At 33.6% G+C, this 23,727-nt stretch carries 18 protein-coding genes and 1 tRNA gene; 16 read left to right on the top strand and 3 right to left on the bottom strand.

Annotated features, from left to right (window positions below):
* Positions 1 to 20: 20 nt before the first annotated feature.
* Positions 21 to 1,082: a S66 peptidase family protein gene (locus tag QOX35_RS01385; protein ID WP_283685483.1), complete on the bottom strand. Its 1,062-nt coding sequence runs from the start codon at positions 1,080 to 1,082 to the stop codon at positions 21 to 23.
* Positions 1,083 to 1,358: 276 nt separating this feature from the next.
* On the opposite strand from QOX35_RS01385, the gene QOX35_RS01380 reads away from it, so the two are divergent.
* From QOX35_RS01380 to QOX35_RS01360, 5 genes are all read left to right on the top strand, one after another.
* On the top strand, positions 1,359 to 1,613 hold the full coding sequence (locus QOX35_RS01380; protein WP_283685482.1) for an outer membrane protein assembly factor BamD: 255 nt from the start codon (positions 1,359 to 1,361) through the stop codon (positions 1,611 to 1,613).
* 29 nt (positions 1,614 to 1,642) lie between these two features.
* The gene (locus QOX35_RS01375; protein ID WP_283685481.1) at positions 1,643 to 3,337 is read left to right on the top strand and encodes a glutamine--tRNA ligase/YqeY domain fusion protein; all 1,695 of its coding nucleotides are present in this window, start codon (positions 1,643 to 1,645) and stop codon (positions 3,335 to 3,337) included.
* Between the two features lie 328 nt (positions 3,338 to 3,665).
* Positions 3,666 to 5,084 (top strand): tetratricopeptide repeat protein, encoded by a 1,419-nt coding sequence (locus QOX35_RS01370; RefSeq protein ID WP_283685480.1) that lies wholly within the window; start codon positions 3,666 to 3,668, stop codon positions 5,082 to 5,084.
* A 167-nt stretch (positions 5,085 to 5,251) separates the two neighbouring features.
* Positions 5,252 to 5,324: transfer RNA gene (locus tag QOX35_RS01365), tRNA-Lys, on the top strand.
* Between the two features lie 240 nt (positions 5,325 to 5,564).
* On the top strand, positions 5,565 to 6,782 hold the full coding sequence (locus QOX35_RS01360) for a site-specific integrase (RefSeq protein WP_283685479.1): 1,218 nt from the start codon (positions 5,565 to 5,567) through the stop codon (positions 6,780 to 6,782).
* A 218-nt stretch (positions 6,783 to 7,000) separates the two neighbouring features.
* Here the strand turns inward: QOX35_RS01360 and QOX35_RS01355 are convergent, their stop codons facing one another.
* On the bottom strand, positions 7,001 to 7,723 hold the full coding sequence (locus tag QOX35_RS01355; protein ID WP_283685478.1) for a LytR/AlgR family response regulator transcription factor: 723 nt from the start codon (positions 7,721 to 7,723) through the stop codon (positions 7,001 to 7,003).
* Between the two features lie 2 nt (positions 7,724 to 7,725).
* Positions 7,726 to 8,754 (bottom strand): sensor histidine kinase, encoded by a 1,029-nt coding sequence (locus QOX35_RS01350; protein WP_283685477.1) that lies wholly within the window; start codon positions 8,752 to 8,754, stop codon positions 7,726 to 7,728.
* A 370-nt stretch (positions 8,755 to 9,124) separates the two neighbouring features.
* Here QOX35_RS01350 and QOX35_RS01345 point away from each other — a divergent pair, with 370 nt between their 5' ends.
* The 11 genes from QOX35_RS01345 to QOX35_RS01295 all read left to right on the top strand — a co-directional run bounded on the left by QOX35_RS01345 (position 9,125) and on the right by QOX35_RS01295 (position 23,590).
* Entirely contained in the window at positions 9,125 to 10,480 is a 1,356-nt protein-coding gene (locus QOX35_RS01345; protein WP_283685476.1) for a TolC family protein, read from the top strand.
* Positions 10,477 to 11,541, top strand: coding sequence for an efflux RND transporter periplasmic adaptor subunit (locus tag QOX35_RS01340; RefSeq protein ID WP_283685475.1), 1,065 nt, complete (start codon positions 10,477 to 10,479; stop codon positions 11,539 to 11,541). The genes QOX35_RS01345 and QOX35_RS01340 overlap by 4 nt, the downstream gene beginning before the upstream one ends.
* Positions 11,542 to 11,595: 54 nt before the next feature.
* A complete protein-coding gene (locus QOX35_RS01335) occupies positions 11,596 to 12,579 on the top strand; it encodes a hypothetical protein (protein ID WP_283685474.1) in 984 nt (327 codons plus the stop codon).
* Positions 12,580 to 12,596: 17 nt separating this feature from the next.
* Positions 12,597 to 15,704: an efflux RND transporter permease subunit gene (locus QOX35_RS01330; RefSeq protein ID WP_283685473.1), complete on the top strand. Its 3,108-nt coding sequence runs from the start codon at positions 12,597 to 12,599 to the stop codon at positions 15,702 to 15,704.
* Position 15,705: 1 nt separating this feature from the next.
* A complete protein-coding gene (locus tag QOX35_RS01325) occupies positions 15,706 to 16,596 on the top strand; it encodes a phospholipase A (protein WP_283685472.1) in 891 nt (296 codons plus the stop codon).
* Positions 16,597 to 17,136: 540 nt separating this feature from the next.
* Complete coding sequence (locus QOX35_RS01320; protein WP_283685471.1) at positions 17,137 to 17,478, top strand: RteC domain-containing protein; 342 nt, start codon at positions 17,137 to 17,139, stop codon at positions 17,476 to 17,478.
* Between the two features lie 159 nt (positions 17,479 to 17,637).
* Positions 17,638 to 17,973, top strand: coding sequence for a helix-turn-helix domain-containing protein (locus tag QOX35_RS01315; protein ID WP_283685470.1), 336 nt, complete (start codon positions 17,638 to 17,640; stop codon positions 17,971 to 17,973).
* Positions 17,974 to 18,277: 304 nt separating this feature from the next.
* Positions 18,278 to 18,865, top strand: coding sequence for a BfmA/BtgA family mobilization protein (locus QOX35_RS01310; RefSeq protein WP_283685469.1), 588 nt, complete (start codon positions 18,278 to 18,280; stop codon positions 18,863 to 18,865).
* Between the two features lie 27 nt (positions 18,866 to 18,892).
* Positions 18,893 to 19,699, top strand: coding sequence for a DUF5712 family protein (locus QOX35_RS01305; protein ID WP_283685468.1), 807 nt, complete (start codon positions 18,893 to 18,895; stop codon positions 19,697 to 19,699).
* A 130-nt stretch (positions 19,700 to 19,829) separates the two neighbouring features.
* On the top strand, positions 19,830 to 22,847 hold the full coding sequence (locus tag QOX35_RS01300; RefSeq protein ID WP_283685467.1) for a DNA methyltransferase: 3,018 nt from the start codon (positions 19,830 to 19,832) through the stop codon (positions 22,845 to 22,847).
* Positions 22,844 to 23,590, top strand: a complete 747-nt coding sequence (locus QOX35_RS01295; RefSeq protein WP_283685466.1) for a hypothetical protein — start codon at positions 22,844 to 22,846, stop codon at positions 23,588 to 23,590. Before QOX35_RS01300 ends, QOX35_RS01295 begins: the two co-directional genes overlap by 4 nt.
* Positions 23,591 to 23,727: the final 137 nt, after the last annotated feature.

The following is a 23,727-nucleotide window of genomic DNA, read 5'->3' as shown; positions in this document are numbered from 1 at the left end:
AAAATAGAAGAACGAGTATCTTAAATAACAGATCTTTCGAGTAGTTTTACTGTCATATTCGTTGCATCTAATTCAGCTTTTATTCCGATGGGAAAAGTAAAGTTATTATCGATGTGTCCAAATGATAATCCATGCACTGCCGGAATATTTAATGGCTTAATCCGATCCTCGATTACTTCCCTGAGCGTAAATGAATTTGGAGCGGTTGACTTTTCTGATTTGTCACAATCTTTATTAACTCCGATTGCAATTCCGGCAGCTTTAGTTAATTCTCCTGTAGCTATCAGTTGCGTCAGCATTCTATCAATTCTGTATGGTTCTTCTCCAACGTCTTCAATCATCACGATTTTGTTCTTTAAGTCTATTTGATAAGGAGTTCCTATCATAGAACAGATCAGAGTCAGATTGCCCCCTGTTAGTTCCCCTTTCGCCTTGCCGTGATTTATTGTATATCGTTCGTATATCTTCTCTTCTTCCGCTTTCAGGAGATCTTCCGGTGCACTTACTATCGTATATCTGTCGGTCGGATTAACTGCAATATCTTTGAATTGTTTTCTCGAATAATCGTTATCCAGTAGCTTAGCCACAGGACCATGAAATGTTATCAGTCCTGTCTTTTTATATATCGAATTGATGAGGGCCGTATCGTCGCTAAATCCCATAATAAGCTTCGGGTTTTTCTTAATTAGGTTGTAGTCTACCATATCAAGAATCCGGGCACAACCATATCCTCCGGCGGCAAAGATTATTCCTTTTATTTCAGGATTTTTAATCATATTGTTAAATTCCTCGGCTCTTTCTTTGTCCGTTCCACTAAAATAGCCATACTGGTCGAGGATCTTTTCTGAATATACAGGCTCAAAGCCAAGTTGCCTTATATTCTCTATGGATGATTGCAACCCGTTTTCGCTTAACAGCCAAGCCGGAGCCATCAGCCCGATTTTATCGCCGAGGTTTAATCTCGCGGGTTTTATGACTTTATTCGTTGCTTTGTATGCTTCGTTTCTTGCTGCCAATTTGCTGGGAAGCAACGAAACCAAAGACAAACCAATCCCTACATTCAAAAAGCTTCTTCTATTCATATCTCTTATTTATGATTTTGCCGGAGCATTTATCTTCCATAAGATCATGTTCGTTAATGTTCTGACAAATGACTAACTTAAGACAAAGATATAATATTGGCACTGTTTTCGTTTAAGGATTTCCATATTCTTCATTGATTAAAATTTAAACGATTACTCAATCCTCAAAAAATAATCTATGTGAAAGTGTAAAATGCATAACCTTCAACTTATAACTCACAACTTACAGCTCATAATCCAAAAAAACATATCTTTGTATCTTAATTTTTTTATGAAATGAAACATCTTGTGTCTTTTATTTTTATTTTATTTATGTTCGTCTCCTGTTCGTCATTGGATAGTGACGCAAAAAAAGCGGCCGAACTGAATAAAGAATCCTTGAAATATGTAAAAGAACTGGATTTAGAAAAAGCGGAAAAATTATATATGGAAGCTCAAGAAATTATATCTGAATACAAGGGCACGGATAAAAATGAGGAATTTCTGCAAGCATATTACAATTACCTTACAGAAGAAACAAAAGCAAACTAATCTGGGAATAAATAAAATCCTATACTTATATGTCTGAAAATACGTTGAATACGGAAGAACCTAAGAAGAGTCTTAATTTTATAGAGGCTATTGTTGAGAATGACCTGAAAGAAGGTAAAAATGACAGCCGTGTACAGACTCGTTTTCCGCCCGAACCGAATGGATATTTACATATCGGGCACGCAAAAGCTATCTGCATAGACTTTGGTATAGCACAGCAGTATGGAGGAGTATGTAACCTTCGGTTTGATGATACCAATCCTGTAAAAGAAGAAGTGGAATATGTAGATTCTATCATGGACGATATACACTGGCTGGGATATGACTGGGCGAATGTATATTATGCATCCGATTATTTCCCTCAGTTGTGGAATTTTGCAGTACAATTGATAAAAGAAGGAAAAGCTTATATAGACGAACAATCGGCCGAAGAAATAGCGAAGCAAAAAGGAACTCCTACCGAACCCGGAGTTGCCAGCCCATACCGTGACCGCCCTATTGAAGAAAGCCTCGATCTATTTCAAAAGATGAACGAAGGTGTTTTTGAAGAAGGAAGTATGGTGCTTAGAGCTAAGATAGATATGGCTGCTTCGAACATGCATTTCAGAGACCCTATCATATATCGTATTATCAATCGTCCGCATCATCGTACCGGAACTACATGGAAGGCTTATCCGATGTACGATTTTGCACACGGACAATGCGATTATTTTGAAGGTGTGACTCATTCGTTGTGTACGCTTGAGTTTGTTCCTCATCGTCCGCTTTACGATTGGTTTATAGATCAGTTGGCAACAGACAGCTATCGCCCTCATCAATATGAATTCAATAAATTGCAATTTACATATACTTTGCTTAGTAAGCGCAATTTGAGAGCGATGGTAGAAGAAGGTATTCTTAGCGGATGGGATGACCCACGTATGCCTACCATTACTGGATTCCGCCGGAGAGGGTATACTCCTGAGTCTATCCGTATTTTAATGGATAAGATAGGTTATACGAAGTATGATGGTGTTAACGATATTGGCTTGTTTGAGTTTGCTATACGAGAAGATCTCAATAAAAAAACGACTCGTGTATCAGCTGTTCTCGACCCTGTTAAGCTTGTGATTACAAACTATCCTGAGGATAAGACAGAAGTGATGGTGGCTCAGAACAATCCTGAAGATGAAAACTCGGGAAGTCATGATATCTTGTTCTCTCGTGAACTGTATATAGAGCGTGACGACTTTATGGAAGATGCTCCTAAGAAATATTTCCGTCTTACGCCGGGTAATGAAGTGCGTTTGAAAAATGCTTATATCGTAAAATGTACAGGCTGTAAAAAGGATGAAGTAGGAAATGTGATAGAGGTATATGCTGAGTATGATGAGTTCACAAAAAGCGGTATGCCCGAAAGCGGACGCAAAGTGAAAGGAACTATACATTGGGTTTCCGTTCAAGATTCTTTCGATGCTGAGGTGCGTTTATACGACCGCTTATTTATGGTTGAAAATCCAGCTGATGATGGAAGAGATTTCAGAGAGCTTTTGAACCCTGATTCATTAAAAGTGCTTAAAGGCTGCAAGATGGAGTCTTATCTCAAAAGTGCGGTGGAAGGGGACAAATTCCAGTTTCAACGTACAGGCTATTTCTGTGTAGATAAAGATTCTACTCCCGGGAATATGGTTTTTAATCGTACTGTGTCTCTTAAAGATTCTTGGGCAAAGGCAAAAGATAAGTAATTAATTTTATCTATTATATAGTATTGCGTTCTTTACGTTGTGAAAATATTTCAGGCGTATGGAACGCAATTGTTTTTAGGTGACAGTTTGAAGTATCGTAAAAAGTTTCACTTTTTGGGAGATCAGTAAAATGCTTATGTATTACATATTTTTGTTGTAATTAGATTGCGTTAGGTCTTGGGGTATATGAACATTAGCCCGATGTCAGAAGCTTTGGTTTTAAATTCATTAACTATAACGAGGTGGATTAAAGATTGATATTGCAAGTTGCACTGAAACAATTTAAAAAAGAGTTACCTTTGTAGCCTTTTATTGATTAATTATAATAATGTCGAAAAAAGATATATCAATACTTGTAACAAAATATGAGCAGTCGGTAGAGTCGGGCAAGCCTATTTATCTTGATGCAGACGAATTTGACGAACTGGCAGAATATTATGATTCTCTCGAGAAAACAGATGTAGCAAGGAGGATTGTTGATGCCGGACTGACGATACATCCGGCTAATAGTTCTTTGCTGGTGAAGAAGGCTAAGTTTGCAGTCTACGACGGTAAATATGCGGAAGCTTTAGAGATCATAAATATGTCGTCATCTGAATATGACTTTGATCTCTATCTCCTTAAAATAGAATGTTACCTCCAACTCGAGCTTTATGTGGAAGCATATAAGCTGACCGAAGAAATGCTAGAGAAAGAAGAGGATGAAGATCCTGAAACGATCTTCGCCGAGCTAGGTTTCCTTCATGTTGAGGCTGACTGTTTTAAAGAGGCTGTTTCTTACTTTGAGGAAAGCCTGAAGCACAATCCCGAGAATACAGATGTATTGTCTGACCTGGCCTATTCGTACGAAATGCTGGATAATTTTGATGCAGCAATAGAGACTACAAATAAAATTCTGGATATTGAGCCGTATACGTATGAGGCTTGGGTTAATCTGGGGAAACTATATTCTCTCAGAGAGGAGTTTGAGAAGGCGATAGATGCATTTGACTTTGCTCTTACCATTAACGACTCGGATGACAATGTGCTCAAGTTAAAGGCTCATTGTTTGTCATTGGCCGGAAGAGCAGAAGAGGCTATTGAGATTTTTAATGAACTATTGCAAACGAGTTCAGGGGATATCTCTATATATTTCCTGTTGGCAGAATGTTATCAGTCTCTTGATATGTTTGACGAGGCCTTGTCGGCTCTGGAAGAATATGAAAAGTTGAATGGAGAGACTTCTGAATCTATTTCGAGAAAAGCATACGTTTTTCTACAGCAGAAAGAATATAATAAGGCTTCACAGATAGTGAAGAAGGCACTGGCTTCAAATCCTGACTTTTTTGACTTGAATATGATTGCAGGGGAGATTGAGTTTAAGCAGGAGCATTATGATAAGGCAAGAGAATATTATTTAAACATCTACACTGAGGATAACGAAAATTTTCATCTGACCGACAGGCTGGCTCTGGTTAGCATCAAGGAAGAGGATTATGAGAAGGCAGCTTATTATACAGAAAAGCTATTAGACCTCGATCCCAATAATCTGGCAGTGAAAGAACGATTGGCATTGCTCTATTTTGAGATGGATGACAATGAGCATTTCAATGAAATATTGGATCAGTTTACCGACAAGGAGCTTCTTTCGTTGTTTCAGCTTATTTATATTCCGCAAAATCCGAACTTATTTGATAGGGATACTTTGATAATTTATCTGAATAAAGCTCGTGAGGCAAGAACTCTATTCAAAAATTTGAAATATTAACATTTTCCAATCATTGTGTATAGTGTATTATTTTTCAGATTATTATCTGTCAAGTCTAATGATAAAGAATAGCGAATTGAAGGAATGTAGGGAATTTTTTATTCCATTTATTTGGTAAATAAATATTTTCAACTACCTTTGCACTCGCTTTGATAAAGCAACAGGGAGATTCCGTAGCTCAGCAGGTAGAGCACATCACTTTTAATGATGGGGTCCTGGGTTCGAGCCCCAGCGGGATCACTAGCAAATGATGCAAAAAGAAGTAAAACCTTGATTTTCAGTAGAAAGTCAAGGTTTTTTCTTTTGTCCAAATAGGCAGAAAAGGGCAATTTACGACAGTATATACATGCCTAAATCGTGGACAAGCAAGCGTGTGAAAAATGGTCCACGATTTTGAGTATTAGTCATTATTTGTCAGCAACTTACATCATGACTACTTGATGGTTTAAACGTAATTTTAACCACAAAAAAAGTAGTAAAATGAAACAAAAATCCTTTCATGTTTTATTCTTTCTCAAAAAGAATAAAATCAAAGCAAACGGAGAAGCCCCTATCGCCATGAGAATCACTGTAGATAAGCGATTCTGTGAAATGTTTGTCCGAAGAAGTGCATTAGTAGAGAATTGGGATCAGACCAAAGGAAAACTAAAAACCAAGGACAGACTATCAACCGAGATTAATATGTATATTGATACGGTCAGAGCTAAAGTTCAGAATATCCATAGGCAACTCGAAGCCGATGACATTGAAATATCCGCAAAAGAAATATGTAATCGCTTTTGTGGTGTTGAAGAGAAACACAAAACTCTGATAGAAGTTTTTGAAGAGCATAATAAAGAGATTAAACAATTAGAAGGTAAAGGCTATGCTCAGAAAACTATCATTCGCTTCGAGGGCACAGTAAGATATTTGAAGGAGTTCTTAAAGAAAGAGTATAAGAAGTCCGATATCAATCTAAAGGATGTTGATCTACCCTTCATTCAAAAATTTGATACCTTCTTAAAGACTGAGAAGAATTGTGCTCAGAATACAGCTATCACCCGATTGAAGCAGGTAAAGAAAATTATGCGTATAGCGTATTCTAATGACTGGATACAGAAAGACCCTTTTATGACATACAGATTCAAGTTTGAGGAAACTAATATCGAGTTTTTGACACAAGAAGAATTGAATTTCATCATTCAGAAGGATTTCTCTATTGAAAGACTAAGCACAGTCAAGGATATTTTTCTCTTCCAATGTTTTACGGGATTGGCATTTTCGGATATTGAGCAACTAAAGTCTGAACATTTGGTAAAGGACAATAATGGCTCATTGTGGATTCGCAAGAACAGACAGAAAACAAATAATATGTGTAATATTCCTTTAATAACAGCAGCAAAGATGCTTATAGACAAATATGCAAACCATCCTGACTGTATTGAAAAGAATGTATTATTTCCTGTGCCTACCAATCAGCGCATGAATTCCTATTTGAAGGAAATTGCCGATTCGTGCGGAATTACGAAGAAGCTTAGCACGCATGTAGCCCGACATACAGCGGCAACGATTGTATTTTTAGCGAATAAAGTATCGCTGGAAAATGTAGCTAAAATACTCGGGCATTCGAATGTCCGTACCACTCAACATTATGCCAAAGTACTGGATAGTTCTATAATGAGAGACATTCAAGAAGTAGATAAGAAATTCTCGCTCTAACTCTCTTTTCTTTCATCTGAACACGAAGATATAAGCAAGAGAATAATTCAGCAAGGTCAGGCTCTCCGAGTTTACTCAAAGAATCTTCCTTTTTTCAAAAGAGTATTCTTTGGTAAAACCTTGCTTTTATTATTCTCTTTTTAAATGGGTGGTTTATCAGCTGAAGAGAAAAAGTAATATTCAATATTGTAAATTGATAGAATAAAATAGATAAAGCCTTATTTGCCTAATCGATCAAATAAGGCTTTCTTATAACTACTTCCAATTGGAATTGTTTTTCCACCTATTTTAAGCATATTTCCTTCTATCATTTCTATAGCTTTGACGGCTACAATATATGATTTATGAATTCTGACAAAGCGTTCAGAAGGTAAGATGTCTTCGAGATTTTTCATTACATACAAAGCTGTTATTCTTTTCTGTATAGTATGGAAAGTAACATATTCACGCTGTCCTTCAACATATAATAAATCAGTATATTCGATTTTATATATTTTAGCTCCGTCTTTTACTATAATAAAATCATCGCTATCTACAACCGCTAGTTTTATAGGGTTAACAGTACTCTGCGAAGTTCCGTCATATCTACCTTTTGCTTTATACATAGCTTGAAGAAAGCGCGGAAATTCGACTGGTTTCAATAAATAATCAGCCACATCAAGTTCAAAGCTTTCAACCGCATATTCAGAATATGCAGTTGAAAAAATGATAATTGGTTTTTTATTAAGGCTACGAGCAAATTCCATTCCAGTCATATCAGGCATCTGAATATCTAAGATTAAAAGGTCTATATTCTCTTTTTGCATTATTTCGATAGCCTCGAATATATTTTCACAAGTCTTTATTAAAGTCAGAAATGGGACTCTAGCGACGTAGTCTTTTAAGAGTTTTCTAGCATGAAACTCGTCATCAACAATTAAAACCTTCATCATATTTTTCATAATTAGATATTGATAATCAATTCCGTTTTATAAATATCATTCCCATCTTCAATATTCAGTATGTAACGATTTTTATAGAGAATATTTAGCCGGCTTTTCATATTTTCTATGCCTATACTACTCCTCTTAATTGGTACCTTCATCAATGTTTGAGTATTTTCAGACGTAAATTTAATCTGATTTTTCTCTACTATTATATTAATGTGGATATAACTATTCTGATGTTGTAACGGGCAATGCTTAAAACAATTTTCGATAATGGGTTGAAAAATCATCGGTGACACCAATACATCTCCTATTTCATTCTGATAATTAAAGACAATGTCCCGATCTGTCTCAAAACGAGCTTTCTGGAAATCAATGTAGTTTTCTATGTACTTGATTTCGCTAGATATTGGTACTTGATTTGTTTCACAATCTTCTAATACATAACGTAACATCTGAGACAACTTCATGATATACTTAGAAGCGTTTTTGTTGTCGAAATAGGTCATGGAATAAATATTATTGAGGGCATTGAATAAGAAATGAGAATTTATTTGGGTTTTCAACATCTCCATTTCCATATTTTTATTTCTTGCTAACACCTCTTCCTTGTGTTCGTTCTCTTTCTTGAATTTCTTTACAAAGTATATTACATTAATAATAGCATATGTAAGCATTACAAGAGCTAAGTACTTCAGTCTGATGTCGCCGATATAACGCTCCATAACTAGTGAATTGATAATTTCGCTCAATAAAGATTCTATACTTGCACATACATACACAATACCAAATATCATGAAACAAGATGCGACAATATAAAGCAAATATCCTTCACTTCGTTGTTGTTCTATGAATTTTGGAATCAATAGATAATGAGTTAACAGATAAGTGAGAAGAGAAGGAATAAGCAAAAATAGAACCAAAACGAATGACTGTAAGATATTATGCTCTATAGTATTCTTTACGAATATAAATAGGATAAGCATAATCAATATAACTGTAGCTCGTCTGGAATAAAGAGTTGTTATTATTGTTTTGAAATTCATACGTGTCTGATCTGTTGGTGGTATATATATATTATCAAACGAAATATTTAAGGAGAGATTACATTTTAGGTCTAAATATAGACTTATATATGTGTAACCCTTTTATCTGTTTGTATTTTACTTAGTAAACTCTATACTAAATGGATAATCTAAATCAAAAGTATTAAATATTAGCTCTATTATTCAATGTATTCTACCAAAATGGTAATTGACAGCACAAACGGTTTAATTTACCCTATAAAGCGATTATTAATTGCTATTTAGTGATTTAATTGTGTTTATACTGATTTATTCTGCATTCATTGATTTTATTTTATTCGTTAGGCCTTGCTGAATAGTTTTACACCAAACTAAAAAAAAGGTGTATAAAATGAAATATCAGCTTAAGAAAATTTATCCTTTATTTTTCTTGTTATTATTCGTCACAAGGATCAACGCTCAAGAATCTCTTAGAGGATATACATTAGAAAAATGCATTGATTATGCTTTAAAAGGAAATAATGTAATTCAGCAACACAATTCTGAAATTGGTGAATCTGAATATAAAAGAAAAGAGCAGCAATCACAACTGTTACCTCAGGTTTCAATAAATAGCCAGTATGATAGATACATCGAGATACCATCTACGATACTTCCAGGGGAAATTATCGGACAGCCCGGGGAAAAGATTTCAGTACAGGCAGGTACTAAAAATGTTTTGGATCTTTCAGCTAGACTAGAGCAAGTTATTTATGATCCCAGTTTATTTCAGGGAATAAAGATAGCGAGAAGCAACGTAGAACTGCAGCGACTTCGAAAATCTCTTACCGAAGAAGAAGTTATTTATAATGTAAGCCATGTATTCTATGAAGTAATGAGTTCCGAAGAAGAATTACGAGTCGTAGATACAATATCACTAAAGCAAGAAGAGCTATTTCAAATAATCCGTCAAAAAGTCAGTGAAGGGGCTTCCAGACCAATAGATTTGAATCGGATTCAGGTGAATATTAATAATCTAAAACTTAGAAAAAAGGGATTGATTAATGTGATCTTTCAGCAGAAAAATTATCTAAAGACTCTGATCGGAATGCCTATAGAAGATTTATTTGAAATTAATTATACTTCTTCAGAATTGATTGAAATAGCTGATATTTTTCCTTCAGTAACAGGCTATAACTATATCGGACTCGATATACTAGAAAAGCAGAAAAGCATTATAGGAATACAGATTGAGCAAGAAAAACGGAAATATTTGCCGGTATTGTCAGGATTGATCGCTGGTGGATATCAGTTTCAATCAGATAAATTTCGAATAACAAAAGACCCTTGGGCCAGCTCTGTGGTTGTTGGATTGAGGCTTCGTTTCACAATTTTTGATGGCTTTGCAAAACGGAATAAAATTAAACAACTACGTTTCCAGCAGCAAAATGTCGATTTTCAAATCAGGGAGAAACAACTGGAATTAGATGCTAACCAACACAATGCTATTAATCAACTGCAAACATCTTATGAATCCATTAATGAGCAAAAAAACAATCTCCTACTAGCAGAAGATAATTATAACAAAACTAATCTACTATATCAAGAAGGTTTAATTGACATCACGGACGTATTTAATACAGAATCGACATTATTCAACTCAAAGATATCGTACATCAAAGAACTGATCAACTATAAAAAATCACACATTGATTTGTTAAAATCGCAAGGAAGATTAAGAAATAATATTAAAGCTGTAATAAGATGAAAATGAGAATTATAATCCCAGTATCGATTCTCTTTATAGGGTTGGTAGTTTGGAAATTATCTACTAATAAAAAAATGATGGAGGATAAATTAGAACAATCAATGATTGTTAATACGACTATACCTGTTATCATCGAAAGACCCCGGTTTTCAAGGCTAAATAATGATATTATGCTCAACGGAACTATTATTCCGGATAAGGAGGTCTTTATCCTTTCAAAAGCAGAAGGCATATGCATACATAAATACAAAAAGACAGGTGACAGAGTTCAAAAGGGTGATGCAATTATACAAATTGAAAATACTGTTTTGAAAAAGAGTTTGACTATCGCTCAAGCTGATTATGCTAAAATTTTAAAGGATATACAGCGCTATCAATCTTTACAAACACAAGGAGCGGTATCCCAACAAGAATTGGAAAGTAGCCAGATGTCTTTGCGTGAGATGGAGGAACATATTACAAACTTAAAAGATCAAATTGAAAATACAACTATAGTCTCACCTAGCTCAGGTATTATATCTAAGACTTTTGTAGAAGAAGGACAATTAGTAACAACTGGAGGAGAAGTTGCTCATATCATCTCAGGATCGGAATTGAAATTACAAGTAAATGCAACTGAAGAAGATGTCCTCAAAATTAGTAAGAACCGGAAAGTTAAAATTCAGGTACCATCTTTAGAGAATGAATCCTTTTCTGGTATTGTGGATATCATTGCACCTAAAGCAAATAACTTACATTTCTACACTATTGATATTAAACTAGAAGGTATCGATGAATCCTTAAAACCGGGAATGTATGCTAATGTAAATATTCAGCCCTTAGAAAAGGAAACCCAACAAATTATTATAAGTCGAAAAGCCATTGTTGGTGGACTGAAAAGGCCCTATGTCTTTATTGTTAAGAATGAAAAAGCATATAAAAGAAGTGTGCAATCTGGCTTTTATAATGATAGAGAAATCGAGATTAAATCAGGAATATCTATTGATGATGTTGTCGTTAATAGTGGGCAAATAAATCTAACTGATGGTGTACCTGTTTCCATATTAAGTAAACAAGACTAAGGGGATCTCCCAAATAGATATTCAATTGATAATAATACTTTAAACTTATTTTTTATGATAGGAACGAAATTTTTTTCAGCTATTCTTATTTTATCTTTTCTATGTTCTGCATTAAATGCACAAGAAAGTGATAACAATAAGGCTCAAATACAGAAAAGTATCAATGATAAATTTTCCGTGACAAGAACATTTGATCTTCAGATAGATCAGTACCTTCCTGCCAATTTTGATTCTAAACTTTTCGGCCAAGATTATCAAAGTGGAGAAGTGGCTAATTACACAAAATTGCGATTAACAACAAATATACCAATTATAAAGAAGCCTAAATGGACTGTTACCGGAACATTGAGATATAAATATAATTCGCTCCAATTTAAAAAGCTGGAGAATAGAATAAATCCTGATATACCGTTGCATGACTATAAAGATGACTTCCATTATTTTTCAGGAACTTTAAGTTATACTTATTTTTCAAAATTATTTAATAAGCCATTTATAGTAAATGGGAGTTTGGGTTACGATGCAAGCGATAAAGGTAGCGGACGTTTAAAGGGTATTGTTGGAGGCACATTTGTATTAAAAAAGACTGATCGTACTAGGATAAGTTTAGGTGCTATTGTATTTATTGATCCAGCAGCCCCTATACCAGCAGCTCCTATTTTTGCCGTTGAACACCAATTCCGAAATAGTGCATGGACTATGGACTTGATATTACCGCAAAGGCTACTCTTTAAAAGAAGTCTGCTTAAAAATGGTCGAATATCAATAGGAAGTGAACTCGGAGGAGATAATTTTTATGTTTCAAACACAGGCTTTGGCTCTAACTCTATGTACGATTTTAGACAAATGGAGCTAAAAACGGGAATTACTTATGAGTATGCAGTGAAAAATCTGATATTTTCATTTAAAGGGGGAATGTCTAATATGTTTCAAGACCAGCTAATCGAAAAAGGTAAATTATCTAAAGATTACATTTTCGAATTAAATCGTAAAACATCTGGCTATTTTACTTTTGGAGTATCCTACAATCTTTTTTAATTACCATATAAATAATTATGAAGATTGCTAAAATATCAATAACAAGACCCACTGCTGTTATTATATGCTGTGTTGCCTTAGTCCTATATGGCATTTATTCTTTAATGAATATTAATCAAGAATTAATGCCAGCGATTTCCACAGAAACAATATCAGTCAGTACAACATACCCTGGTGCCGGAGTGCAGGATGTAGAGAATTCTGTTACCAAGAAAATCGAGGAGGCTGTTTCTTCTTTAGAAGGAATAGACAATATCATGTCTACTTCTATGGAGAGTTTCTCTTTAGTAACCATTAAGTTAAAGCCTGGAGCAAAACTCAGTAAGATAATTCAAGATGCGCAAAGAAATATAAATGCGATACGTTCCGATCTACCCGAAGGAGTCAAAGATCCTTCGATAACCGATTTCAAAATAACCGATATCCCCATTATGACTATTGGTGTAACATCCTCTATTGAAGAAATAGAGCTGTTTGAAATTGTGGATAGAGAAATTAGACCACAAATAGAAAGGATTCCTGGCGTGGGAAGAGTTTCTCTTATTGGAGGGTTGGAAAAAGAAGTACAAGTCAATATTAACGAAGACAAAATAAAATCATATCAATTGTCCGTAGACCAAATTGCAAGAACTTTGATTACTTCTAACATGGACTTTCCCACAGGGAAACTTAGCAATGATGAAAAACATCTACAGATTCGATTAGAAGGTAAATTTGAGAAAATTTCAGACATTGAGAATATTGTGGTTAAGCGGCTTGAAGACGGAACAGTTGTTAAGATAAAAGATATAGCAGAAGTTGCAGATACATATAAAGAAGTAACTACCATAAATAGAACCAATGGAATTCCGTCCATTGGTATTACAATACAACGTTCAGCTGATGCCAATACAGTCGAAATATCAAAAGCGATAACCTCCCAACTGGAATTACTAAAAGCTAAATACAGAAATGAAAATATTTCTTTCGTAGTCGCAGTTGATAATGCCGAATTTACTATACAAAGTGCCGATTCGGTAATGTTCGATTTATTTTTAGCTATTATTCTGGTGGCAATAACGGTATTCCTATTCTTACAGAGCTTTAGAAATTCAATATTTGCAGCTATTGCGATACCTCTTTCTCTCATTATAACCTTTATTCCAATGTTCTTATTAGGATTTAGTCTGAACATTATGTCTTTGCTTGGATTAACACTGGTTATTGGAATTTTAGTCGATGATGCAATTGTTGTGATAGAGAATATCCATAAACATTTAGAGAAGGGGAAAACAATAGTGCAAGCTGCTTATGATGGTGTTAAAGAAATCGGATTTACGGTTATGTCGATAACACTTGTAATTATGGTTGTATTTGTACCGATCTCTTTCACAGAAGGTATCATTTCAGATGTATTCCGCCAATTTGCATTGACCATTGCATTTTCGGTTCTGGGAAGTTTAGCGGTATCTTTTACAGTTGTTCCGTTGCTTTATTCCCGTTTTGGTAAACATGAAAGTATCGGAAAGAATTCTTTTTTCGGAAAGTTCCAATCATCATTTGAAGAAGTGATAACATATATAGCTACTTGGTTTAGTAAGATACTCGCATGGTCATTTTCTCATAAAATAATTGTTTTGGGAAGCGTTGTTATATTATTTTTTGGTTCCCTGTCTCTTTTAGTTCTAGGGTTTATTGGTAGTGATTTTGCACCTCAAGGAGATCAAGGACAATTTGCTATTAAATTGGAATTACCTCGTGGGGTAACGATTGAGCAAACTAATCAGATAACCCTTAAAGCTGAAAGCATTGTAAGAAGCAGTAATGTTGTAGAAAATGTTTTTACAACGGTAGGTGCTGAAGAAAATGGACAGACACAACCTAGGTTGTCTGAGTTACGGATAAAGCTAATTCCTCATAAAGATCGCAAAATATCATCTATTGATTTAGCAAGAAAACTAAAATTAGAACTGCAAGGTACACTTCCTGATGTTATAGTCAGCTTGGGAATGACCGACATAATGGGAAATATAGATGCATCTCCAATTGAATATTATATTACAGGACAAAGTATAGATTCAGTCCAAACTGCTGCAAACTTATTATTGAATAGAATGAAAAGTATAGAAGGTCTTATTCATCCACAAATATCTTCTAAAGAAGGGAATCTTCAAATCAGTATCATTCCGGATCGTGATAAAATGGCAGACTTAGGCATATCATTCGACAATTTGGGGAGAACTTTAAACCTTGCTTTCAGTGGTAACACAGATTCTAAATTATTAAGAAACGACAAAGAATATGATATTAATATCCGACTTGATAGGGTTGATAGAGAAGATATCCGGAATGTAGAGAATCTCTCATTGCTAAACGATTTCGGTCAACTTGTTTTATTAAAGCAGTTTGCTAAGATTGAAGAGACAGAAGGTCCAACTCTTCTAGAGAGAAGAAATAGAACCCCATGTATACGCATTACTTCACAAACTGGAGGCAGACCTATTGGAGATATTGGAACTGATATAAATAAGGCTGTGGAGAGTTTGGACTTATCTGATCAGATCGATATAATACCTGGTGGAGAACTTGAAACACAGGGTGATAGTTTTAGTTCATTAGGTATTGCTTTAATTGTATCTATCTTCCTTGTATATTTTATTCTGGTTTTGCTTTATAATAGTTTTGTTTACCCATTAGTGGTTCTCGGTTCTTTGCCTTTAGCCATGATAGGTGCACTTTGGGCTTTGGCATTCACAGTGGAAACACTTAATATTTTCACCATTCTTGGGATAATTGTACTTATCGGACTTGTGGCTAAAAATGCTATTTTGTTAGTGGACTTTACTAATCATCTGAAAGCTAAAGGAATCCCTTTAAAAGAAGCTTTATTGGAGTCCACAAAACAACGATTTAGACCTATAATTATGACGACATTAGCAATGGCTGTAGGAATGCTCCCTGTTGCATTAGCCTCAGGAGCTGCAGCTGAATGGAAAAATGGACTTGCCTGGGTTATTATTGGAGGGTTAATAAGCTCTATGTTCTTGACATTAGTAGTTGTACCGTTAGTATATTATTTGATTGATAGGTCTCTAACTAAATTTAACTCAGATAAAAATAAGAAAGAAATATTTTTAGAAGAATAAGATGCAAGCATATAAAATATTAGTCTTATTCTCTCTTTATTGCATAACAATCTATTCTTTAGATGCACAAGTTACACTAGATAGTTTGATGAGAAATGAAGCTCCTAGTTCTGTGAAGGAGCTACTTTCTCCCAATCATATTGAACTAACAGTTGATGAATCAATTGAGATCGAGGATCGTAGCCCAGCATTTGCTGCATACAGAGATAATTTCTTTATAACAGGCGTACCCTTGAACCGAAGAATAATAAATAGTTCTGCAGATGCTCTTTTTCAAGTCAGTATCAGACAGCGTCTTACTAAAACAGTTTTACCTTTTAATACATTTGCTTATTTAACATATACTCAAAAATCATTTTGGCAGATATATGAAGAATCGAGCCCGTTTAAAGACAATAATTACAATCCGGGAATAGGTTTAGGAAAATACATTATTCATGGGGATAAACTAACGGGGGCTGCTTTTCTCCAACTTCAACATGAATCAAATGGTAGAACTGGAGATGAGTCCCGTAGTTGGAACTTCTTAAGCCTTACAGGGAAATATTTCCTTAATTCTTGGATAAGTCTCCGTGCAGAAGCATGGATACCATATGTTGACGGTGAGAACAATAAAAATTTGATTGATTATAAAGGATATGGGATATTTTCAGTTAATGTAATTAACTCGTCAAAACGCTGGTGGTTATCTTTGGATATAACACCACGAAAAGGCATCGGAAATGGGAATCTTGCTTTAGGAATAGCTTATAGAATAACTGAAAAATCATACCAATATACATTCGTTCAATTTTATAACGGATATTCAGAAAAGCTCTTAGAGTATGATAAATATTCTAACTATTTAAGAATTGGCATCTGCCTCAAACCAGACTTTTATAGTATTTATTAAAGAATAAAATAAAAATATATGTATTACTTATTGCTTGAACTATTGAGCCATGCTATGCAGAAGAGTCTCGATGTTGAGAAACCAGAAAAAAGATATAGTAATGATCCTAAAAGAGAAATTATTCAAAAGACTAGGATAAGGAAGCGTTCAAGGAATAAAGGTTTCTCAAATTGAGTTTTAAAAAACATGTTTCATTCGTAGATAATTAGAATCAAGAATACTATAAAAAGTACTTCTTATTTATTAATTAATACATTCTGTATATTATGAAACAATTGATGATGTCGAGGTTATTTGAGCACTTATCTGCTCCCTCGAAAAAAGTATCTAACTTTGAAATGCAACATGCCTATGAAACCTTCTTAGAACATGTATTAACCTTAAATCAATCTAATCCTGATTATCAAACGATTTATCAGAGATTAAATTTTACTCGTGTAGAGTTTCAATCATTACAGTCACAAATTACATACGAGCAGGGGAAAAAATGTCCTAAGAAAGCTGTATTTACAAAAAGCTATTTCTGTTATAAACTCAGAGTTGATTCTGTTAGAAACAAGGTTTACCCATCCTGAACGATTCATAAAAGAGCAGACCTTTAAATCCGATCTACATATAACCCCTAAGTCAAAAGACTTGGGGATTGTCGCATTAGCAGAGATTGTCGAAAGCCTCTATCTAAGTCAGGAAGTCTTGAACAATGAAGGTAAGCCAGCAAGTAAAAGTCAGATTGGCAATAAATTCGAACTGATCTTCAATGTTTCTTTTGGCGACATCTCAGATAAGACCTGTGAAATATATAAACGAAAACCATTCAACCGAACGAAAGCTCTCGATTTCCTTCGTAATATGATCATGCGTAAGGATAAAGAAACAAGATGAAAAATAATGCATTTATAACATATTGTATATAAGCATATTTCAAACAATCATTAGAGGGGTAGTTAACTATCCCTCTATTTTTCTGTCTCCAATTGTCAGTCCTTTGCCTTACCAATCGATTGGAATTAATCAGAATATTAATTTCAAAAACAAAGAATTATGTATTTAGACAATGAAGACTTTCTATCATGGATGGAAAAGCTATCTAAAAAGCTTACAATTATAGGCAGTGATCTAAAAGCAATGATGGCTACAGGAGAAGCATTTAACAATGAAGATAAACTACTGGATAATCAAGATCTCGCTTTTCTTCTCAAAGTTTCATATCGGACACTTCAAAGATATCGGGACAGTGGTCAACTTCGCTATTTTCTGGTCAGACGAAAGACATTCTACCGTATGGCTGATGTTAAAGATTTTATTCAATCCTATGCCTCAAAAAAAGAGATTGTAATGTTCAATAAGGGCATAGAAGATGATAAAACCTTGAAATGATTCTGCATTTACTCATCTAAGCAGAATGAAGCAGAAGGGTGAGGGCTGTGTTTGGTTCATCACCCTCCCTAAAGGCTCCGCATTTAGCAGAAACACCCGCGCTCAACCGCTTCGGATTGTTTAGCTAAATTGAGCAAGAGGGAACTGGACTATCGTCCTGTTCTCCTCTTGCCCTTCGGGACAAAGCCTTCGGCTTTAGTGCTTTATAAAAAAGCACTGTTATAACACTTGCTATAACTGGAATTGATAGACAATTCTAATTAAGCAAGTTAGATATATGAATAACTATAAAATAGTTATAACAATGGAAAAGCAGAATAGAAAAACCATATTTACCACCATAGCCATAGATAAAGAAACAGATCGAATTATAGAGAAACTCTGCAAACGCTATTCGCTGAAAAAAGGAGAAATTACAAAACTCGCTTTTCAGTATTTAGATAAAGCAAACATCGATCCGAGCGAAGCACCTGAATCGACAAAAGCTGAACTTCGGAAGATCAACAAACGGCAAGATGATCTGATCCGTTTTATTCGCCATTATGAAGAAGAACAGCTCAATCCGATGATACGCACAAGTAATTCAATCACCACAAGATTTGATAGTATTGTCAAGTCGATGGAAGACATTATCCTTTCTCATCTTAAAGCGAATCAGGAAGGGCAGAGCAATCTGCTAAAGATGTTAAGTGAGAAATTTACAGGGCATGCAGATGCAATCAACAATCAAGGGAAACAGCTATCAGCAATCTATAAGAATCAACAAAAAGATCATAAAAAATCACTTCAATTAATCAGTTTGTATTCAGAACTAGCCACAGCTGGGCTAATGGATGGTAAACGAAAAGAGAATCTAAAAACAGAAATTATCAATCTGTTAAATGAACAATAGCATCCAACACATACAAGAATAGACTAAATGAATATAGATTTTCCACCTCCATCCAAAGGAACATACAATAATGCAGGGAGTAGCAGACAACTTACAGCATATCTGGAGCATGAGGATTTAGAGCGAATAGAGAAAGGTATTTATACAGAAGGCTTCTTTAATCTTACAGAAGAGAATCTCTATAAATCACAAGTAATAAAAGACATCGACAACAACAAAGCTCAGTTACTGAAAACAGATGCGAAGTTCTATGCTATCCACATTAGTCCATCGGGAAAAGAACGGCAAGCAATGGGAACAACAGAGCAAGAGCAAGCCGAAGCCATGAGAAGATATGTTCGGGAGGTATTTATCCCTGAATATGCCAAAAACTTCAACAAAGGATTATCGGCAGAGGATATTAAATTCTATGGAAAGATTCATTTTGACAGGGATAGATCCGAAAGCAAGAAAGGTAATATGCATTGCCATATTATTGTCAGCAGAAAAGATCAAACCAATAAGATCAAACTCTCTCCACTGACTAATCATCGAGATACTAAGAAGGGGGCTATCAAGGGTGGTTTTGATAGAACTAATCTCTTTCAACAAACAGAACAAGGTTTTGACAAGCTATTCAATTATGATCAACCATTTGACGAGAGCTTTAAATATTACAATACGATGAAGAATGGCACTATTATAGAACAAATCAAAATGCAAGAACGAATGGGTAAATTCAGTAATTTATTACATATTGAAGATTTAAACACAATAAAACAATCATTTAATCAAACAATTATGCAGAAAAAGCAAGAAGAGGAAAAGAAAAGGAATAGGGGGATGAGGAGATAATGATATAGCATGTCAAAAATCACAATATGTTACATGTTTTAAATAAAATTATCTATAGTTACAGCTAGATTATACCTTAAATAAAGTGTTATATTTGTAACATAGTATATTCTACACTATAAATTTGACAATGAAGGATTTTTTTGAAAAAATAGATTTCTCTTTTGGAACGGATACTGCTGAAATAAAACCAAACAAGATTATTATTTCTAGTAATTTATCTTTATCCCAAAAGTTAGAAGGAAATGTCTTTGTCTATGATAGCCCTCAATATACTAAGAGTTCATTTTATGTAATAACTATTCCGCTATCTGACAAAGAGTTATTTGAACTACGTCGCTATATCTGGAACGAAAACAAGTATGACTTATATTTCTTAGCTGAAAAGCCTGAATCAAATCTAGTAACAACACTTTTTTATGCTAAAACAGCACCCAATGAAGTAAACATTAAGATAGCAAGTTTTAATGGAAGTAAAGAAGAGGAAGAGGAGCTAGATAAAATAAAGAAGCATAATTTTCAGACAGGGGCTTTTTGGCTTCACTATTCAAATCTTCTAAATAAAATAAAAGGGAAGAAATCTATTGATGAAGAGCTTGTAGAGCAACTAAAACAGCTTAAAGATCTATTAAATACCGAGTTAAGTAAACAACAAATAGAAAATCCTGATGAAATTGTTCAAGCATTAATTGATAGAACACTCTTCATTAAGTTTTTAGAAGATAATCATATTATTAATTTATTTTTCTACAATTATCATTTTTCTGATATAGTACTTTCATCTAATGAAGTTAGTTACAAAACTCTATTAGAAAATAATAACATTAATGCAGTAAATAAATTATTCGATTTAATTAATCAGCTATTTAGTAATGTCCTTTTTGAAAGTCCTCATATTGATGCAAGGTACATGACAAAATCCGTAATGGAATTAATTTGTAAAGCAATAGGGCAATATGATTGGGGTACAGGACAGTTATCATTATTTGATTTTCAATTTGATGTAATCCCAATCGAGTTTATAAGCCATATATATGAAGTCTTTTTAGAGAAAACTCAGCTTGATGAAGGGATTTATTATACCCCAGATAAGCTTGCTCATCTGATAATTGATGATGTTATTACAACCCAAGGAACTATATTAGATCCATCGTGTGGATCAGGGATGTTCTTAGTATTAGCATTCCGAAAGTTGCAAGAGTTAAATCCGATAAATTCTAAAGACGTTCATAAAATTATCCAACATAAAAACAATTTAATAAAAAGCTATATATATGGTATTGAAAAAAGTAATACAGCTTGGAGGCTTACTGTATTCTCTTTATACCTAGAGATTCTGAAAGATATTCCAGCAGAAGATATTAAAACATTTATTCAAGAAAAGATCCTGAGTCATTCGCAATCTCCTATTTTTACTGACTTTTCGGATAATATTGTTAATAGGAATGCTCTTGAACTTAATCCCAATAAAATACCACATCAAGGAAAATTCTTTGACTATATTGTGGGGAATCCACCATTTTTTCAGATAAAATCGAATAATGAAGAAATTAAATTCATAAATGATTATTCTTTAAAGATTGGAGAAAAAGTACAATATGCAAAAGATATAGTTGGATACAATCAGATTTCCCAAGCCTTTATGCTTAAACTAAAAGATTGGGCTTATGAAAAAACTCAATTTGGTTTTATCCAAAATAGTTCTAATTTTTATAATGAAAAATCTCAAAATTTTCAAGAATTTTTCTTTAGCGAATATAATGTAAAGAGTATTTACGAACTTTCAAGAGTGAGGGACATACTTTTTCGGAAAGCCAAAGAAAATGTTCTTGTAACTATATTTAATAACAAATTAAATATCAATAATATAGTAAAATATTATCCTGTGTATAAAGTACTATTCTCTTCTTTATTTGATCTCGTTATTATACAGGAAGATAAACGCATTGATATACCACAAAAGAAGATACTTGGGAAGGAGATTGTTTTACGAGATTATTTAATTGGAAATAATTATGATTTACAGCTAATCAACAACCTCTCTAAAAATGCTATATTAGAAGATTTTATTATAAAAACATCTAGTTTTAAAGGAGCTGAGAGGGCTACAAATAAGCAAGTATATGAATATTTCAAGCTAAAACCGAGTGAAATAAGCAATTTGTCCAAGGATGACAAAAGTGAATTGCAGAACAGATTCGCATCTGATCGATACTTAAAAGAATCTATATCCGCTAAGTATAATGTTCCATATTTATACAAGCCGGAGAATATGATCTCCGATTTTTCGATTAAAGGAACATTTAATGGATATATGAATATAGACGATGTTAATGATGAAAATTTCCAACGGCCACGAAAAGATCCTTCTATATATCAAGGGGAGAAAATTCTTTTAAATAGATTTGGGAGAAAGATTGAAGCTGCTTATGTTAATTATGATCTTATTTTTTCTAATTTAATTTATGGTATTAAACTGCAAGATGAAAGTAAGTATTATCTATTAACAGCAATTTTAAATTCAGATGTAGTCAACTTTTATGTATCTCTTAAATTCAGAAAACGGGTCGATAATAATTATTCAAACCTAGATACTTCAGCATTAAAGAATATACCTATTCCTTGTCTATCTGACAAAAGTCTGACTTCTGAAATAACAGAGATCGTTCAAAATGCACTAATAAAAAAACAGGTATATGACAAAAATAAATTAAATGACTTGATCTACGACCTGTATGATTTAAGCTATCTTGAACGACAAAGGATTAGAGATTTTTCATCAATGCAACAGAATGTGGGAAAAATTCATTTTGAAGGTTACAAACATACTATGCTTTCTACATTAAGCATCTATTTTCATAATCAATTAATAATTGACATATACGAAAATGGATATTTAGGTGTTGATATTGTTATTGTCGCAATCTTTTTAAATAATAGTGATGAAACAATGCCTAGTTCTGAGAAAACCTTTAAATATATCTTGGATAAGATCGTTAGCGAGTATGATGAGAACATAACTTTTCTAAATGAGAGAATTATTGGGAAAGATTGTGTCTATCTCATTAAAGATAAACAATTTCAGAACTGGACGGAGACGAAAGCATTTGAAGATGGTAAAGATATACTTAAGTTAATGCAGCCATGAGAAAAGGTTATATAAAGTTACCTGTATTGGAGATCATGCCTGATAGTCGAACTGAATTAAGATCTTTATCAGATGAAGAATGGATAAGATATGTTCTTTATTTCTTGCTAAAATATTATCAAGAGGTTGATCATACAGAAATACGAAGCCTTATTAATTTAGAAAAAAGTAAGAAGAGAGCAGAGATTGAATATGCCATAAAGAAACATATTAGAAATTGGTTAAAAAGAAGATGCAAAGAATTTGATATTCATGAATTTATTATAAACCTTGAACCAAGTACAGAAGGTAATATCGAAGGTTTTTATGATTTAAAATTTGAACATAGTCAATGGCGAAATAAATATTTTTCTTTTGAGGCTAAAAATATTGGAAAATCTAATAGTATAACATTATCCAAGTCAATAGAAGAATATATTTATGTAAAGAATAAGGATGATGGAGGTGTGTATCGCTTTATGAATCAGAAATATGCTCCTTATTTGAACTTTGGAGGGATGCTAGGTTTTGTTATTGACAAAAGTGATACTAGTTCTATTGTAAACTTATTAATCGATAATATAGAATCTATTTATAATGATAGTTTTATTGGTAGCCTATCTGGAACTAAAATTGTAAGAAACTCTATTTTCAACAGTGCTAATACATTTAGTAGTTTTCATACGATAAAAGATTGTAAAACAAATAACCCAAAAGACTTTAGGCTATATCATATCATAATGAACTTTGCAGAAGTTGATTGATTATTCTAAGACTATCTCATAACTCTAATTTACTTCTGTACATTGGAGTAGGAGCAAGTTCAGCGCCAAATAGAATTAATACCTGATAACCATACCTATTCATAAAGTTTGCTTGTCCTGTTCTAGATTTTAAACAG

The organism is Dysgonomonas sp. Marseille-Q5470, assembly GCF_951230145.1.
In the GTDB taxonomy this organism is placed as follows: domain Bacteria; phylum Bacteroidota; class Bacteroidia; order Bacteroidales; family Dysgonomonadaceae; genus Dysgonomonas.
Note: the sequence above shows the minus strand (reverse complement) of the source record. Positions and strands in the feature narration are given on the sequence as shown.

Bases quoted from the DNA above. Each gene is read 5' to 3' on its own strand.
- QOX35_RS01340 (WP_283685475.1), top strand. From the start codon at position 10,477: ATGAAAATGAGAATTATAATCCCAGTATCGATTCTCTTTATAGGGTTG.
- QOX35_RS01305 (WP_283685468.1), top strand. From the start codon at position 18,893: ATGAATATAGATTTTCCACCTCCATCCAAAGGAACATACAATAATGCA.
- QOX35_RS01360 (WP_283685479.1), top strand. From the start codon at position 5,565: ATGAAACAAAAATCCTTTCATGTTTTATTCTTTCTCAAAAAGAATAAA.
- QOX35_RS01325 (WP_283685472.1), top strand. From the start codon at position 15,706: ATGCAAGCATATAAAATATTAGTCTTATTCTCTCTTTATTGCATAACA.
- QOX35_RS01300 (WP_283685467.1), top strand. From the start codon at position 19,830: ATGAAGGATTTTTTTGAAAAAATAGATTTCTCTTTTGGAACGGATACT.
- QOX35_RS01295 (WP_283685466.1), top strand. From the start codon at position 22,844: ATGAGAAAAGGTTATATAAAGTTACCTGTATTGGAGATCATGCCTGAT.
- QOX35_RS01370 (WP_283685480.1), top strand. From the start codon at position 3,666: ATGTCGAAAAAAGATATATCAATACTTGTAACAAAATATGAGCAGTCG.
- QOX35_RS01350 (WP_283685477.1), bottom strand. From the start codon at position 8,754: ATGAATTTCAAAACAATAATAACAACTCTTTATTCCAGACGAGCTACA.
- QOX35_RS01355 (WP_283685478.1), bottom strand. From the start codon at position 7,723: ATGAAAAATATGATGAAGGTTTTAATTGTTGATGACGAGTTTCATGCT.
- QOX35_RS01385 (WP_283685483.1), bottom strand. From the start codon at position 1,082: ATGAATAGAAGAAGCTTTTTGAATGTAGGGATTGGTTTGTCTTTGGTT.
- QOX35_RS01345 (WP_283685476.1), top strand. From the start codon at position 9,125: ATGAAATATCAGCTTAAGAAAATTTATCCTTTATTTTTCTTGTTATTA.
- QOX35_RS01380 (WP_283685482.1), top strand. From the start codon at position 1,359: ATGAAACATCTTGTGTCTTTTATTTTTATTTTATTTATGTTCGTCTCC.
- QOX35_RS01310 (WP_283685469.1), top strand. From the start codon at position 18,278: ATGGAAAAGCAGAATAGAAAAACCATATTTACCACCATAGCCATAGAT.
- QOX35_RS01335 (WP_283685474.1), top strand. From the start codon at position 11,596: ATGATAGGAACGAAATTTTTTTCAGCTATTCTTATTTTATCTTTTCTA.
- QOX35_RS01375 (WP_283685481.1), top strand. From the start codon at position 1,643: ATGTCTGAAAATACGTTGAATACGGAAGAACCTAAGAAGAGTCTTAAT.
- QOX35_RS01315 (WP_283685470.1), top strand. From the start codon at position 17,638: ATGTATTTAGACAATGAAGACTTTCTATCATGGATGGAAAAGCTATCT.
- QOX35_RS01330 (WP_283685473.1), top strand. From the start codon at position 12,597: ATGAAGATTGCTAAAATATCAATAACAAGACCCACTGCTGTTATTATA.